The following is a 14,995-nucleotide window of genomic DNA, read 5'->3' as shown; positions in this document are numbered from 1 at the left end:
CCACCGCACTGCCACCGCTGTGCCCGCCCTTATTTCAAACTGTCGAAGATGAACTGCGCCGTGTCCTTCCAGGCCACCGGCTTGTAGTCACGCTTGATCGCCTCTTCCCTGGCAGCCAGCGCTGCCGGATCGAACGCATACTTCTGCAGCTCCGCCACCCACGCCGAGACATCCCACGGCTCCAGGTAATCCAGCAGCTCACCACCCACTTCCGGTATCGACGCGGCACTGGAAGCGAGGCAGTACTTGCCGGCAGCCAGACTCTCTGCAACCGGTAATCCCCAACCTTCATACAGCGACGGAAATGCCGTCATCATGCAATGACGATAGAGGTGCATGAGGTCCGAATCGGAGACATTGTTCAGGATGCGAATGTAGTCCCTGGTTCTCGGATCAAGCTGGATATCCGCCAGCAAGTCACCAACACCCCAGCCCGACATTCCAACAAACACCAGTTTCGGCAGATCCTGAACGCCACTATCAATCAGACGTGTATAGGCGCGGTAAAGAACCTCGTGATTCTTGCGGCGCTCGATCGTTGAAACGAACAGTACAAAACGCTCATTCAACAACGCTTTCACATCAGCACTGATGTCATCGCTCAGTTCATGCGAGAGCTGGCATCCCAGCTTGACCACCGCCGTTTGCGGGACCGGTGCACCCAACTCTTCGAGCAGTGCGATCAGGTCCTTGCGCGTGCATTCCGAGATACAAAGGATCTTGTCCGCACACCAGGCGACGTCCGTGAAATAGTTGGCGAACCTGGCCGCCACATCACCCACGCACAAATGGGGAAGCCTTACCGGGATCACGTCGTAGCAGAAGAGAATGACGCGCAGACCGACCTTCTTCTTGAGCTCATAAAGATGCGGAAGATCCTTGTTGTCCCAGTCCAGACCCACGGAAATGTAGCTATCACCCTTCGAGAACGGATGACCGGCCGTCGCTGCCTTGACGGACGACGGCGTAAAGACATGAGTCCGGTTGGCTGGCTTCAGGAACCCCTTGATAGCCGACCGCATGTGCCGAAGAGCAATCACGGCCTCGACCATTGACACACGGCGCAACTGGAAGAACTGATAAATGCGCCCACTGACTTTTGGCGGCAAGCGGTTGAGCACCTTTATCGCTTTCTCTTTCAGTCGGGCCTCGATCGAACTCTTGTTCGCGCTACTCGCAGCAACCTTGCCCGGCCCAGCAGCGTGCGCACCGGAGATTCGCTTGAGCGTCGCGGCCACCTCAGCGGTGTCGACGGCGCTGTAGCCCGTGGCACGGTTGTAGAAGCAAAACTTCACGCTCTCCCCGGCAGCAATCAACTCGAGCGCATGAGCGGCCGCTTCCGCCTCGGTACGAATAATGCCTACCGCCGGCCGCCGCCAGCCAAGGATGGTCGTTACGTCAAACCAGGTAGTCATGCTTGCGCCTTCTTTTCAATGACTTGTATTGCTGCATGCGGAATCGATTCCAGGCTCCGGGCCCAGGTCAATGATTCCCGGGACTCTCTATCCGGACCGTTGCCATCGATCGTTGCCGGCCCGGTCAGGCGCTTGCGGATCGCCGCGTGAAACTCGTTCGGCGTACGGGCAACACTGATTTCCGGCAGATCCAGATGCTGTTCGAAGCCGCGAAACGCAGACTCCGTTCCGACCACGTATTTGCCCGAATAAATGGCTTCCGCCGTCTTGATGTTCGAGCCGCCGCCATGGGGAATCGGTAACAGAAACGCATGAGCGAGGGTTTTCACCGCATCCAGGTCATCGTCAGGCAGCATGTACAAAAGTTTCAGGCGCGACAGGTTCAATTGCCCCCAGCGACTGTCCCGAAGCGTCGACTCCAGGTGCTCGCAAACACTGCCGACCACCACCAGCTTGCTGTCAGGCGGAATGCACGCCAGAGAACTCCCCAGACACTCATTGAAGCCCTTGAAATTAGGTGGATGAGCACTGGCGACATAGAGAATCCACGGTGATGCTGGCAGGCGCGCCTTCCAGCTCTCGAGCACTTCGATCTTGGCCGTCCAGGGCGCAATGCCGTTAGGAGCCAACAGCGGCATTTTCGCCCCCCAAGCCTTGAGGATGTCGTAATCCGCTTGCGTTACCGCTACGGCAATATCAGCCTCCAGCGCAGCCTTGCGCTCAAGGGCTTCAATATCGGCAATGACCGGCTCGGCACCCTTGATCCCGTAACTGTCGAGAATTTCCAGCTTCAGCGGGGCCTCGATGTTCTGGGACCCGTAAATCAGGCAAGCATTACTGTATTGCGGCAGCTGTTTGATCTTCAGGACCAGCGGCCATAGCCATGGCTGCTCGACATGAATGACGTCAATCACTGCAGGCAGCTTTTTGAGGATTTCGGCAAACCCGCCCTGCTCCGAGGCGGCGAACTCCCCCGACAGCAAATCGTTGATCAACGGCACATAGGTGCCCTTGTATTTGCGAAAGCTGCTGCCAGCGGGAAAGCTGACATCATTGGAACCCAATGTCGACGGCGGGTAACCCTCAGGCTCATAAACGGCCAGATGAGTAACGCTCCAGCCATTTTCCTCGAAGGTTTTCGCGATGTTGGCAACCCGGACCTGGCCGCCGTGGCGGGGGCTGATGATCGGATAGGTGCTTAGCAATAAAACCGTTTTCAAAATATGAACCTATAAAATTGATATTTCACAACCCGCGACCGCACCGCGATGTTTCGCTCACCGAAGCACGGGCGCTGTTGAATACCAAAGAGACCAAAGGTCTCATGCACCCTTGATCAGCGTTTCAAGCTCTTTCAGTCGAGCCCACATCAACGCTTGATCGCCCCTGGACTCGACGTTCAGCCGCAACAGTGGCTCTGTGTTGGAACCACGCAGGTTAAAACGCCAGTTGTCAAAGGAAACGCTGATGCCATCCGTTCTGTCGAGGACCGGACTCTGGGGCAAATAGTGCTCAAGAACCTTCTGCAACATCGCCGGCACATCGTCGACCCGATAGTTGATTTCGCCGGTGCACGGATATGCCGCAATACGCTCGTCAACCAGTTGCGCAAGGGTCTTTCCGGTGGTGGACATCAGCGCTGTCACCAACAACCACGGAATCATCCCGCTGTCGCAGTAGGCGAAGTCGCGGAAATAGTGGTGGGCGCTCATTTCGCCGCCGTAGATCGCATCCTCAAGGCGCATGCGCTCCTTGATGAAGGCATGCCCGGTTTTGCACAGGACCGGTACGCCGCCTGCCTGCTCAACCTGATCGATGGTGTTCCAGGTCAGGCGCGGGTCGTGAATGATCTTGCTGCCCGGGTGCTGTTTGAGCAGCATTTCCGCCAGCAGGCCAACCAGATAGTAGCCCTCGATGAAGCGACCGGTTTCGTCGAAAAAGAAGCAGCGGTCAAAGTCGCCGTCCCAGGCCAGTCCCACGTCACAGCCCTTGTCCAACAGCGCCTGGCGCGTCAGTTCGCGATTTTCCGGCAGCAGTGGATTGGGCACGCCATTGGGAAAGTTACCGTCCGGTTCGGCATTGATCAGCACCCACTCGAAGGGCAGCTTGTCGATCAGTTCCTGCAGTACCGGACCGGCGGCGCCGTTGCCTGGGTCGGCGAGTACCTTCAGCGGTTTCAGATCCGCAACGTCGATATACGTCAACAGATGGGCGATGTAGCGCCCCTTGTCCAGCTCGTGACGAACACCACCAGGCTCGTCTGCCAGGGGACCGAGATCGCCACTTTCCACGCGCTCTCGAATCGCATTGAGCCCTGTATCGCCACTGATCGGTCGCGACTGCGACTTGACCAGCTTCATGCCGTTGTACCCTTTGGGGTTGTGACTTGCAGTGATCATCACACCGCCATCGGCACCGAATGCGCTGGTGGCGAAGTAGACTTCTTCGGTGCCACACAAGCCGATATCAATGACCTGCGCCCCGGCCTCGCGCAGACCGCGGGTCATTGCTTCGGCCAGCATCGGGCTTTCCAGCCGCATATCCCGCCCCAGCACGATGCTCTTGCCTTGCAGCTCGGTGACCATGGCGCGGCCAATCCGATAAGCCACATCTTCGTTGAGGTCGGAGGGCACCTGGCCACGGATGTCATAAGCCTTGAAGCAGCGGGTTTTGATAGGGGTATGCATTCTGGTCTCTTGCCGGGAAACGGGGACGACACATTTCGAACGGGTCGTGCGTCATCGATAGGAATTAAAGTCGAGGGTGGACACATGCAAATAAGCCTGACCGGTTGAACAATCACCCGTCAGGCTTATGACTGCCAGCACGCTGTTACTTGTCAACGCGGCCGTAGATGTCTTCAAAACGAACGATATCGTCCTCACCCAGATACTCGCCGCTCTGCACTTCGATAAGCACCAAGTCGATCATGCCCGGGTTCTCCAGGCGGTGCCGGTGGCCCGCACGGATGAACGTCGACTCGTTGGTGTCGAGCATCAACTCCTGCTGATCATTGACCACCTTTGCCATGCCGCTGACGACAATCCAGTGTTCGCTGCGATGGTGATGCATCTGCAGGGACAGAGAGGCTTTCGGCTTGACGACAATGCGTTTGATCTTGAAGCGCTCGCCGTTTTCCAGGGTAGTGTACGTGCCCCATGGACGATGCACCGTGCGATGCAGCAAATGCACGGTATGGCTGCAGGCCTTGAGCTGGTTGACGATATGCTTGACGTCTTGAGCATGATCCTTGTGGGCGATCATCACCGCGTCGGGCGTATCGATGACCAGCAGATCTTCCACACCGACCAGGGCTGTCAGGCGCCCTTCACTGTTCACATAGTTGTTGCGTGAGCCATGGGACAGAACCTCACCTTCGAAACGGTTGCCGTTTTCGTCAGCCGGGGTCAGCTCGCTCACGGCATTCCAGGAACCGATGTCGCTCCAGCCAATATCGCAAGGAATGGTAGCGACTTTCGTCGAGCGCTCCATCAGGGCGTAGTCGATGGAGATATCCGGAACCTCGGCAAAACGCTCAGCATCCAGCGCCAGGCAGCGATATTTGCTCGAAGAAGTCAGGCGCGAGGCTTCGATTGTTTTAGCAACGGCATCGACGACATCAGGCGCGTGCTGGCGAAGTTCTTCCAGTACCGTGCCCACCCGGAAGCAGAACATGCCGGAATTCCAGAAATAATTGCCGGCACTCACGTACCCCTGGGCTGTCTCCAGGTTGGGCTTCTCGACAAAACGCGCGACCTTCAAGCCGCCCTCGAGTGGAGCATCCTTCTGCGCCTCGATGTAGCCAAATCCGGTTTCCGGATAGGTCGGCTGGATACCGAACGTGACCAGCCAGCCCGTGCTGGCCAGCGCAACGGCCTTGCCGACCGCCGCCGCAAAAGCTTTTTCGTCCTTGATCAGGTGATCGGCTGCCAGTACCAGCATGTGCGCGTCAGGACCATGGGTCGCCTCAAGTTGCAGCGCCGCCGCAGCTACGGCCGCTGCAGTATTGCGCCCGAAGGGCTCGAGGATGAAACCCTGAGCGTGCTTGGCCGTATTGACTACACCGTACTCGTCTTCAGTCTTGAACAGCAGTTCACGATTGGTGACCGTGAGGACCTCAACGACACCTTCAAGGCGCGAAGCACGCAAGAACGTCTTCTGGATCAGATTCTGACCATCCGGCAGATCCATGAAAGGTTTGGGATGAGCCTCGCGAGAAACAGGCCACAGGCGGCTGCCAACTCCACCAGACAAAATTACGGGAATCAGTTCCATGCTCTAAATCCTTAATCCCCCTTCCTGCCGATTGTTATCAGGAAAGCGGGCTCAGTTATGTTACTAGTCGTTCCTGCACTGAGATCAGCGCAAATTTTTACCCCTGCCGTTCGCATGCAAGCAGCAGATACACTGACACTTTCCACCCGAAGGTACCGCCCCCCCCCCCCCTTTCAAAAGTACATAAGGGGGCAGACAGACTGATTCGACCAGCGAAACTTCAAATACACCGTCAGGTTCTGGCTGCCATTCTAGCGCGACAGCCATGAATTAATAACTCGGTAATTAACCTGCCAACCTGTGGACCGACGGAAAGAACACATTCAATTCGAAGGATGATCCAGCAGCTTCTGCAGGTACTGTCCGTAACCGGTTTTTTTCAGGCGATCAGCCTGTGCCGCGACGTGTTCAGCGCTGATCCAGCCGTTGCTGTAGGCAATTTCTTCGAGACAGGCGACTTTCAACCCCTGGCGATGCTCGATGGTATGCACGAAGTGCCCCGCTTCGAGCAACGAATCATGGGTACCGGTATCCAGCCAGGCGAAGCCTCGGCCCAACATTTCGACATTGAGCGTCTTCTGCTCCAGATAGGCACGGTTGATGTCGGTGATTTCCAGCTCGCCACGCTCCGAAGGCTGAATGTTCTTTGCAATCTCCACGACCTGGTTGTCGTAGAAATACAAACCGGTAACCGCATAGTTGGACTTCGGCTTGAGAGGCTTCTCTTCAATGCTCAACGCACAACCGTTTGCATCGAATTCCACCACCCCGAAACGCTCCGGATCGGAAACGTGGTAACCGAACACTGTAGCACCTGAGGTCTGGGCATTGGCCGAGCGCAGGTTCTCGGTAAAATACTGCCCGTAGAAAATGTTGTCGCCGAGGATCAGACAGCAAGGATCATCACCAATGAATTCTTCACCAATGATAAACGCCTGGGCCAGACCGTCAGGGCTAGGCTGCTCGGCATAACTCAGCTCGACTCCGTACAGGCTGCCGTCACCCAGCAGCTTGCGGAAGTTCGGCAGATCCTCGGGCGTGGAGATGATCAGAATTTCACGCATGCCCGCCAGCATAAGTACCGACAGCGGATAGAAAATCATCGGCTTGTCATAGATCGGCAGCAATTGCTTAGATACACCAAGAGTGACCGGGTGCAAGCGTGTGCCTGAACCACCGGCCAGAATGATGCCTTTACGGTTGGTCTTGATCATTTATCGAGAATTTCCCTGAGCATTCGGGTTACACCACTTTGCCAATCCGGCAAGTGTAAAGAAAAGGCCCGGCACAGCTTGTGAGTATTCAAACGAGAGTTCAAAGGTCGGCGTGCAGGGGTTGGGTAGGCACTGGTTTCAATCGTATTGATCGCTGTCACCGCGAACGCCTCACCCTGGCGGCGGGCAAAGTCGATCACGAATGACGCATAACCATGCCATGAGACTTCGCCGCCAGCCGCCAGGTGGTAAACCCCGGCAAGCTCTGGAGCCAGCAAGACACGCCGAATAGCCAGCGCCGTGACATCGGCAATCAGGTCCGCTCCCGTGGGTGAACCGATCTGGTCCGCGATCACGTTCAGCGTGTCGCGCTCCCTGGCCAGCCTCATCATGGTCTTGGCGAAGTTGCTGCCACGGGCTCCATAACACCAACTGGTACGGAAGATCAGGTGCTTGCAACCCGAGTCGATAATCACCTGCTCACCGACAGCCTTGCTGACGCCATAGCGATTCAGCGGGGCAACCGCATCAGTCTCTACCCAGGGTGTCGATCCCTGCCCATTGAATACGTAGTCGGTCGAATAATGAATCAACCATGCATCCAGCGCCGCAGCTTCTTCGGCCATGACCTGGCAGGCCTGCGCGTTCACGCAATGCGCCAGTTCGATCTCGACTTCTGCCTTGTCCACAGCTGTGTATGCCGCCGCATTGACGATAATGTCCGGACGCACGCGACGAAGGGTGGCTCGCAGGCCAACAAGATCGGACAAATCGCCGCACAGCCCGTCTTCGCCATGACGATCCAGCGAGATCAGTTCTCCTAGTGGAGAAAGGGAGCGCTGCAGCTCCCATCCCACCTGACCGTTTTTCCCCAGCAAGAGAATTTTCATCACTGGCCTGAACGATCCGCGTAGTTCTGATCAATCCATTGCTGATAACTACCGTTTTTTACATGGGCGACCCAGTCGGCATTGTTCAAATACCACTCCACCGTCTTGCGAATGCCGGTTTCGAATGTTTCTTGCGGCGTCCAGCCAAGCTCACGCTGGATCTTGCTGGCATCGATCGCGTAGCGCTGGTCATGGCCCGGCCGATCCTGAACATAGGTGATCAGACTGGCATGAGGGCAATGGGCGGACTCAGGACGCAGCTCGTCAAGCAATGCACACAGCGTGTGCACCACTTCGATGTTTTGCTTTTCGTTATGACCACCGATGTTATAGGTCTCGCCAACCACACCTTCGGTTACAACTTTATAAAGTGCACGGGCATGATCTTCGACATAGAGCCAGTCACGGACCTGATCACCCTTGCCGTACACCGGCAACGGCTTGCCCTCCAGTGCATTGAGAATGATCAGCGGAATCAGCTTTTCGGGAAAATGGCACGGGCCGTAATTATTCGAGCAATTGGTCACCAGTGTCGGCAGCCCATAGGTTCTGGCCCAGGCGCGTACAAGATGATCGGAGCTGGCCTTGCTCGCCGAATAGGGAGAGCTCGGCTGATAAGGCGTTTCTTCGGTGAAAAGGTCTTCCGGCCCTTCAAGGTCGCCGTAAACTTCGTCCGTCGAGATGTGATGGAAGCGAAAAGCTGATTTGCGATCACCTTCCAGGCCCGTCCAGTAGTGCCGGGCAGCTTCAAGAAGAGTGTATGTACCAATGATATTGGTCTGAATAAATTCGGAGGGACCGGAGATCGAGCGGTCAACATGCGACTCTGCCGCCAGATGCATGATCGCATCCGGCTGATGCGCTTGCAGGACACGTTCAATCTCTGCGCGATCACAGATATCTACGTGCTCGAAAACATAACGCGGGTCGTGACTGACTTGCGCCAGCGATTCAAGGTTACCGGCATACGTCAACTTATCGACGTTCACTACAGAGTCGGATGTATTGGAAATGATGTGACGGATAACTGCCGAGCCAATAAACCCGGCACCGCCGGTTACTAGAATTTTCACGCGAAACCATACCCTTGAGGTGCTGACAGGGCTGCCAACCGAGCACTGTCTGATCCATGAATGCAAAAGCCCAAGTCGCAAGGCTTCTTTAAAAGCGAATTTTCAGCGACAAGCAAATATGCCGCTGTCGAACAAACGCGGCATTTTACAGCTTAATGAACGTTTTACTAATGGATATGGACAGGCCGCGGTGCAAATTCATCACACCCCCACCCCACAGCATTTCACCCCGATAGCTTGCGGGAGGCACTGGAAGAACGCCCCAAAAACCAGCCCAGTACCGGCCCGATCAGCATCCCGACGAGCAAAGCAATTACCATGATCAGAGACACTGGAAGTTGCGGACCAGCCCAGCCAAGAAACATCAGCGAGATGGATTGCTGATTTTCCAGTACAAACGCCAGAATCACCAACACCAGCAGCAGAATAAAAACACCAAGAAGTATGCGCTTGAGGTTACGCATGAGTAACTCCTTGAAAAGTAGCGACTGTCAAACTCCCTCCTCCTCTTCCTCATTCACCCGGTCACGCAACTCCTTGCCCGGCTTGAAATGCGGAACGAATTTGCCGTCGAGACTAACCGACTGACCGGTCTTTGGATTGCGACCTACGCGCGGCGCACGATAGTGCAGGGAGAAGCTGCCAAACCCACGGATCTCGATGCGATCACCGGTGGCCAGGCACTGGGACATTTGTTCAAGCATGGTCTTGATGGCCAGCTCCACATCCTTGGATGAGAGTAGCCCTTGATGGGTGACAATTCGTTCGATCAACTCCGACTTCGTCATATTTTTCCCTTCTTTTTCAAGCAGCTAGATCAGCGCTTGAAAGGTTTTAGCACGCCCGGAAGATTTTGAACAGCCCAGGGATTGACATATCTTCCTTGGCGCCGAAACGCCTGTTTTCAGTGCACAAAAGCACAAGCCGAAGCAGTACACACTCAACGGCACATGACCAGCATGGTTCGAGTGACGTAGCCTGCGGGATTGAAGCCAAACGGATATTCATCTTCATCCTTGGCCTGATCAGATCGGGTGATTACCCTGTAACCCGCGCCCTTGCACTCCTTCGCTGCGCGCTTTTGGCATTTCTCCCACCCCGAACCCAGACCAGAGCAGTCGATCTCGATACCGCTGACGCCACGCACTGCATGCGTCTTGGCACTTGTGGTGCAGCCAGCCAGTACCAACACCGCAATCAACACAATAAATCTGTTCATCCACTTCCTTATGCCAGGCAACGCCCGACTACTGCACGACTAATACCCAGCTTAGTCGCGAATAGGCGATTGATCCGATTAAAGAAACAGACAACCCGTTGAAGGGATTGGTTTCACCAACACTCCACTCCCAACCGTACCGCCACCAAATCGCAGGCACAAAAAAGGGCGACCGAAGTCGCCCTTTTTCATGATCAAGCAGAACTTAGTTCTGTTTGGCCATTGCTTGACGCAGCAGTGCCGCCATAGTGGTGTCAGCTGCTTCACCTTCCGGAGCTGCTTTCAGGCTCTGGATGGCTTCTTTCTCTTCAGCATCGTCTTTCGACTTGATCGAGAGCTGGATTACGCGGCTCTTGCGGTCAACGCTGATGATCTTGGCTTCAACTTCCTGGCCTTCTTTCAGAACGTTGCGCGCATCTTCAACGCGGTCACGGCTGATTTCGGAGGCTTTCAGGGTTGCTTCGATGTCGTCGGCCAGAACGATGATGGCGCCTTTGGCGTCAACTTCTTTCACGGTACCGGTCACGATAGCGCCCTTGTCGTTAACCGAGACGTACTCGGAGAACGGATCGCTTTCCAGTTGCTTGATGCCCAGGGAGATGCGCTCGCGCTCTGGGTCAACCGACAGGATGACGGTGTCCAGCTCGTCGCCCTTCTTGAAACGACGTACGGCTTCTTCGCCCACTTCGTTCCAGGAGATGTCGGACAGGTGAACCAGACCGTCGATGCCGCCGTCCAGACCAATGAAGATACCGAAATCGGTGATCGACTTGATGGTGCCGGAGATCTTGTCGCCCTTGTTGAACTGGCCAGAGAAGTCTTCCCATGGGTTCGACTTGCACTGCTTGATGCCCAGGGAGATACGACGACGCTCTTCGTCGATGTCCAGAACCATGACTTCCACTTCGTCGCCGACTTGTACGACTTTCGAAGGGTGGATGTTCTTGTTGGTCCAGTCCATTTCCGAAACGTGTACCAGACCTTCAACGCCTTCTTCCAGCTCAGCGAAGCAGCCGTAGTCGGTCAGGTTGGTTACACGAGCGGTAACGCGAGTGCCTTCTGGGTAACGGGCTTTGATAGCAACCCATGGATCTTCGCCCAGTTGCTTCAGGCCCAGGGAAACACGGTTGCGTTCGCGATCGTATTTCAGAACCTTGACGTCGATTTCGTCACCAACGTTGACGATTTCGGAAGGATGCTTGATACGCTTCCACGCCATGTCAGTGATGTGCAGCAGGCCGTCCACGCCACCCAGATCGACGAATGCGCCGTAATCGGTGAGGTTTTTGACGATACCTTTGACTTGCTGGCCTTCCTGCAGGGATTCCAGCAGAGCTTCACGCTCGGCGGAGTTCTCGGCTTCCAGGACGCTGCGACGGGAAACGACAACGTTGTTGCGCTTCTGGTCCAGCTTGATGACCTTGAATTCCAGCTCTTTGCCTTCCAGGTGCGTGGTGTCGCGCACTGGACGGACGTCAACCAGGGAACCTGGCAGGAACGCACGGATGCCGTTAACGTCGACAGTGAAGCCGCCTTTAACCTTACCGTTGATAACGCCCTTGACCACTTCCTCAGCTGCGAAGGCTGCTTCCAGAACGATCCAGCATTCAGCGCGCTTGGCTTTTTCACGGGACAGCTTGGTTTCACCGAAACCGTCTTCAACCGAATCCAGAGCAACGTGAACTTCGTCACCGACATTGATAGTCAGATCACCAGCATCGTTGTAGAACTGTTCCAGCGGGATGAGTGCTTCAGACTTCAGGCCAGCGTGAACGGTTACCCAGCGAGCCTGGTAATCGATATCAACGATAACACCGGTGATGATGGAGCCTGCCTGAAGGTTCAGGGTCTTTAGGCTTTCTTCAAAGAGTTCCGCAAAGCTTTCGCTCATTTTAATTCCTGTAGATGAGGGCGAAGAATACGCCCATCTCCACACCCCAGACGGTGTGGGTTAGTTTCATTTAAAAGAAGCGCCGCAGGACTATGACTGGTCCCCTGCGGCCTTCTTGGTCACCCGGCGATATCGCGAATGGCGATCTCGCTCATGATGCGTTCAAGCACCTGATCGATGGACAACTCCGTGGAATCCAGCTGTATCGCATCAGCCGCCGGCTTGAGCGGGGCTACTGCGCGCTGGGTATCACGCTCGTCGCGTGCACGGATCTCATCTAGCAGACTCGACAGACTAACACCCTCGACTTTGCCCTTCAACTGCAAATATCGGCGGCGCGCCCGTTCCTCGGCACTGGCGGTGAGGAAAATCTTCAGCGGCGCATCCGGAAAAACCACTGTGCCCATGTCGCGACCGTCGGCCACCAGGCCCGGCGCTTCCTGGAAAGCACGCTGGCGCTGCAGCAGCGCCTCGCGTACCGCCGGCAATGCGGCCACCTGAGAAGCGCCGGAGCCGACGCTTTCAGTACGGATGACGTCGCTGACTTCATCGCCTTCCAGAATGATGCGCTGCAGTTGACCGTCGGTCGCCGCGATGAACTGCACATCCAGATGAGCGGCCAGTTTCTTCAGCAGCTCTTCATTGGTCAGGTCGACACCATGGTTATGCGCAGCGAACGCCAGCAGGCGATACAGCGCACCGGAGTCCAGCAGATTCCAGCCCAGACGCTTGGCCAAAATCCCGGCGACCGTGCCCTTGCCCGAACCGCTTGGCCCATCGATGGTGATGACCGGTGCAATGTTTTTCACGACTGAGCCTCTTGAGCCACGCGAATGCCGACCTGCGCGCACAGCGCGAGGAAGTTCGGGAACGACGTCGCGACGTTGGCGCAATCATGAATGCGGATCGGTGCAGTGGCGCGCAGCGAAGCGACGCTGAAAGCCATGGCGATACGGTGATCACCGTGACCATGCACTTCGCCGCCACCGATCTGGCCGCCATCAATGATGATGCCGTCCGGAGTCGGCTGGCACTTGACGCCCAGCGCCAGCAAGCCGTCCGCCATGACTTGAATGCGATCCGATTCCTTGACGCGCAGCTCTTCGGCACCGGTCAGCACGGTACGACCTTCGGCACACGCCGCCGCCACGAACAGCACCGGGAATTCGTCGATGGCCAGTGGCACCAGCGCTTCCGGAATCTCGATACCCTTTAGTTTAGCAGCGCGCACACGCAGGTCAGCCACTGGTTCGCCGCCAACTTCACGCTGGTTTTCCAGAGTGATGTCCGCGCCCATCAGACGCAGAATGTCGATGACGCCGGTACGGGTCGGGTTGATGCCAACGTGCTCCAGCACCAGCTCGGAACCTTCGGCGATCGAAGCGGCCACCAGGAAGAACGCCGACGACGAGATGTCGCCCGGCACTTCGATATGGGTCGCAGTCAGCTTGCCGCCGGACTCGACCGACGCGGTGGCGCCATCGACGCTCACCGGATAGCCGAAACCACGCAGCATGCGTTCGGTATGGTCACGGGTCGGCGCCGGCTCGGTCACGGTGGTCTTGCCTTCCGCGTACAGACCCGCCAGCAGCAGGCAGGACTTCACCTGAGCACTGGCCATCGGCATGGTGTAGGTCAGACCTTTGAGCTTGTGCCCGCCACGAATGGTCATCGGCGGACGACCTTCGGCAGCCGTTTCGATCACGGCGCCCATTTCACGCAGCGGATTGGCCACGCGATTCATCGGACGCTTGGACAGCGACGCATCGCCGGTCAGGGTGCTGTCGAAGTTCTGCGCCGCCAGCAGGCCGGACAACAGACGCATCGAGGTGCCGGAGTTGCCCAGATAGATCGGGCCAGGTGCCGGCTTCAAGCCATGCAGGCCAACGCCGTGAATGGTCACGCGACCGTGGTGCGGGCCTTCGATGACCACGCCCATGTCGCGAAATGCCTGCAAGGTCGCCAGGGCATCTTCGCCTTCGAGGAAACCTTCAACCTCGGTCACGCCTTCGGCCAGCGAGCCGAGCATGATCGAGCGGTGGGAAATCGATTTGTCACCTGGTACGCGAATCCGACCGGACAGGCGGCCACCAGGTTGAGCCAGGAAAATCAGATCGTTGGAATTCATAGCGTCCACATAGGCCCTGCGGGCCAGGATTTTACTGAAATGCTCGCGGGCAACCCGGGCGCGCGTGAAGACGCCCAACAATTGGTGCCCATCCCCTGCATCGACCGCGTCGCGCAAGGCGTCGAGGTCGCTGCGAAATGTATCGAGTGTGCGCAGGACAGCCTCGCGGTTGGCGAGGAAGATGTCGTGCCACATCACCGGGTCGCTTCCGGCGATTCTTGTGAAATCGCGGAAACCGCCCGCAGCGTAACGGAAGATCTCAAGGTTTTCATTGCGTTTGGCCAACGAGTCGACCAGACCGAAGGCCAGCAGGTGCGGCAGATGACTGGTCGCGGCCAGCACTTCATCGTGGCGCTCGACCTGCATGTGCTCGACGTCGGCACCCAGTTCGCGCCACAACCGATCAACCACCGCCAGTGCGGCCGGGTCGGTCTGCTCGAGCGGCGTCAGAATCACCTTGTGCCGACGGAACAGCTCAGAGTTGGAAGCTTCCACCCCGCTCTGCTCGGAGCCGGCAATCGGATGGCCCGGCACGAAGCGCGCTGGCATACCGCCAAACGCCTCGGTCGCCGCGCGCACCACATTGCCCTTGGCGCTGCCGACATCGGTCAGAATCGCCTGCCCCAGATCAACACTCGCCAGACGAGCCAGGACTTTCTCCATGGCCAGAATCGGCACCGCCAGCTGAATCACGTCGGCGCCCTGACACGCAGCGATCAGATCATCTTCACAACGATCCACCACACCCAACTCGACCGCCAGCTTGCGCGATTGCGGGTCGAGATCGACCCCGACCACCTCGCGGCAGAGACCGCTTTCACGCAAGCCTTTGGCAAACGAACCACCGATCAAGCCCAGACCGACCACTACAAGGCGACCGATCATAGGTG

General features: G+C 57.0%; 13 protein-coding genes. All 13 read right to left on the bottom strand.

Annotated features, from left to right (window positions below; genetic code table 11):
• Nucleotides 1-29 precede the first annotated feature (29 nt).
• The 13 genes from LVD08_RS11615 to LVD08_RS11555 all read right to left on the bottom strand — a co-directional run bounded on the left by LVD08_RS11615 (nucleotide 30) and on the right by LVD08_RS11555 (nucleotide 14,990).
• On the bottom strand, nucleotides 30-1,415 hold the full coding sequence (locus tag LVD08_RS11615; protein WP_247268185.1) for a glycosyltransferase family 4 protein: 1,386 nt from the start codon (nucleotides 1,413-1,415) through the stop codon (nucleotides 30-32).
• Nucleotides 1,412-2,635, bottom strand: a complete 1,224-nt coding sequence (locus tag LVD08_RS11610) for a hypothetical protein (protein WP_247268184.1) — start codon at nucleotides 2,633-2,635, stop codon at nucleotides 1,412-1,414. Before LVD08_RS11610 ends, LVD08_RS11615 begins: the two co-directional genes overlap by 4 nt.
• 102 nt (nucleotides 2,636-2,737) lie before the next feature.
• Nucleotides 2,738-4,102 carry a phosphomannomutase gene (locus LVD08_RS11605; RefSeq protein WP_247268183.1) on the bottom strand — a complete coding sequence of 455 codons (1,365 nt, stop codon included), beginning with the start codon at nucleotides 4,100-4,102 and terminating at the stop codon, nucleotides 2,738-2,740.
• A gap of 145 nt (nucleotides 4,103-4,247) precedes the next feature.
• Nucleotides 4,248-5,690: a mannose-1-phosphate guanylyltransferase/mannose-6-phosphate isomerase gene (locus LVD08_RS11600; protein WP_247268182.1), complete on the bottom strand. Its 1,443-nt coding sequence runs from the start codon at nucleotides 5,688-5,690 to the stop codon at nucleotides 4,248-4,250.
• Nucleotides 5,691-6,013: 323 nt separating this feature from the next.
• Complete coding sequence (gene rfbA, locus LVD08_RS11595) at nucleotides 6,014-6,904, bottom strand: glucose-1-phosphate thymidylyltransferase RfbA (RefSeq protein WP_247268181.1); 891 nt, start codon at nucleotides 6,902-6,904, stop codon at nucleotides 6,014-6,016.
• Nucleotides 6,901-7,794, bottom strand: a complete 894-nt coding sequence (gene rfbD, locus LVD08_RS11590) for a dTDP-4-dehydrorhamnose reductase (RefSeq protein WP_247268180.1) — start codon at nucleotides 7,792-7,794, stop codon at nucleotides 6,901-6,903. The genes rfbA and rfbD overlap by 4 nt, the downstream gene beginning before the upstream one ends.
• A complete protein-coding gene (rfbB, locus tag LVD08_RS11585) occupies nucleotides 7,794-8,867 on the bottom strand; it encodes a dTDP-glucose 4,6-dehydratase (RefSeq protein ID WP_247268179.1) in 1,074 nt (357 codons plus the stop codon). The genes rfbD and rfbB overlap by 1 nt, the downstream gene beginning before the upstream one ends.
• 224 nt (nucleotides 8,868-9,091) lie before the next feature.
• Nucleotides 9,092-9,331: a LapA family protein gene (locus tag LVD08_RS11580; RefSeq protein WP_247268178.1), complete on the bottom strand. Its 240-nt coding sequence runs from the start codon at nucleotides 9,329-9,331 to the stop codon at nucleotides 9,092-9,094.
• Between the two features lie 27 nt (nucleotides 9,332-9,358).
• Entirely contained in the window at nucleotides 9,359-9,655 is a 297-nt protein-coding gene (gene ihfB, locus LVD08_RS11575) for an integration host factor subunit beta (protein ID WP_003189779.1), read from the bottom strand.
• 152 nt (nucleotides 9,656-9,807) lie between these two features.
• A complete protein-coding gene (locus LVD08_RS11570) occupies nucleotides 9,808-10,086 on the bottom strand; it encodes a hypothetical protein (protein ID WP_027612423.1) in 279 nt (92 codons plus the stop codon).
• Between the two features lie 205 nt (nucleotides 10,087-10,291).
• Nucleotides 10,292-11,977: a 30S ribosomal protein S1 gene (gene rpsA, locus LVD08_RS11565; RefSeq protein ID WP_027612422.1), complete on the bottom strand. Its 1,686-nt coding sequence runs from the start codon at nucleotides 11,975-11,977 to the stop codon at nucleotides 10,292-10,294.
• A gap of 119 nt (nucleotides 11,978-12,096) precedes the next feature.
• Nucleotides 12,097-12,786: a (d)CMP kinase gene (cmk, locus tag LVD08_RS11560; protein ID WP_015093983.1), complete on the bottom strand. Its 690-nt coding sequence runs from the start codon at nucleotides 12,784-12,786 to the stop codon at nucleotides 12,097-12,099.
• Nucleotides 12,783-14,990 (bottom strand): bifunctional prephenate dehydrogenase/3-phosphoshikimate 1-carboxyvinyltransferase, encoded by a 2,208-nt coding sequence (locus LVD08_RS11555; protein WP_247268177.1) that lies wholly within the window; start codon nucleotides 14,988-14,990, stop codon nucleotides 12,783-12,785. The genes cmk and LVD08_RS11555 overlap by 4 nt, the downstream gene beginning before the upstream one ends.
• Nucleotides 14,991-14,995 lie beyond the last annotated feature (5 nt).

The sequence above is a fragment of the Pseudomonas sp. YL2 genome (genome assembly GCF_023063025.1).
GTDB classification, from domain to species: Bacteria; Pseudomonadota; Gammaproteobacteria; order Pseudomonadales; family Pseudomonadaceae; genus Aquipseudomonas; species Aquipseudomonas putida_A.
Note: the sequence above shows the minus strand (reverse complement) of the source record. Positions and strands in the feature narration are given on the sequence as shown.

Coding starts and splice junctions, on each gene's coding strand:
- LVD08_RS11615 (WP_247268185.1), bottom strand. CDS start 1,415: ATGACTACCTGGTTTGACGTAACGACCATCCTTGGCTGGCGGCGGCCG.
- LVD08_RS11605 (WP_247268183.1), bottom strand. CDS start 4,102: ATGCATACCCCTATCAAAACCCGCTGCTTCAAGGCTTATGACATCCGT.
- LVD08_RS11600 (WP_247268182.1), bottom strand. CDS start 5,690: ATGGAACTGATTCCCGTAATTTTGTCTGGTGGAGTTGGCAGCCGCCTG.
- rfbA (WP_247268181.1), bottom strand. CDS start 6,904: ATGATCAAGACCAACCGTAAAGGCATCATTCTGGCCGGTGGTTCAGGC.
- rfbD (WP_247268180.1), bottom strand. CDS start 7,794: ATGAAAATTCTCTTGCTGGGGAAAAACGGTCAGGTGGGATGGGAGCTG.
- LVD08_RS11580 (WP_247268178.1), bottom strand. CDS start 9,331: ATGCGTAACCTCAAGCGCATACTTCTTGGTGTTTTTATTCTGCTGCTG.
- ihfB (WP_003189779.1), bottom strand. CDS start 9,655: ATGACGAAGTCGGAGTTGATCGAACGAATTGTCACCCATCAAGGGCTA.
- LVD08_RS11570 (WP_027612423.1), bottom strand. CDS start 10,086: ATGAACAGATTTATTGTGTTGATTGCGGTGTTGGTACTGGCTGGCTGC.
- rpsA (WP_027612422.1), bottom strand. CDS start 11,977: ATGAGCGAAAGCTTTGCGGAACTCTTTGAAGAAAGCCTAAAGACCCTG.
- LVD08_RS11555 (WP_247268177.1), bottom strand. CDS start 14,990: ATGATCGGTCGCCTTGTAGTGGTCGGTCTGGGCTTGATCGGTGGTTCG.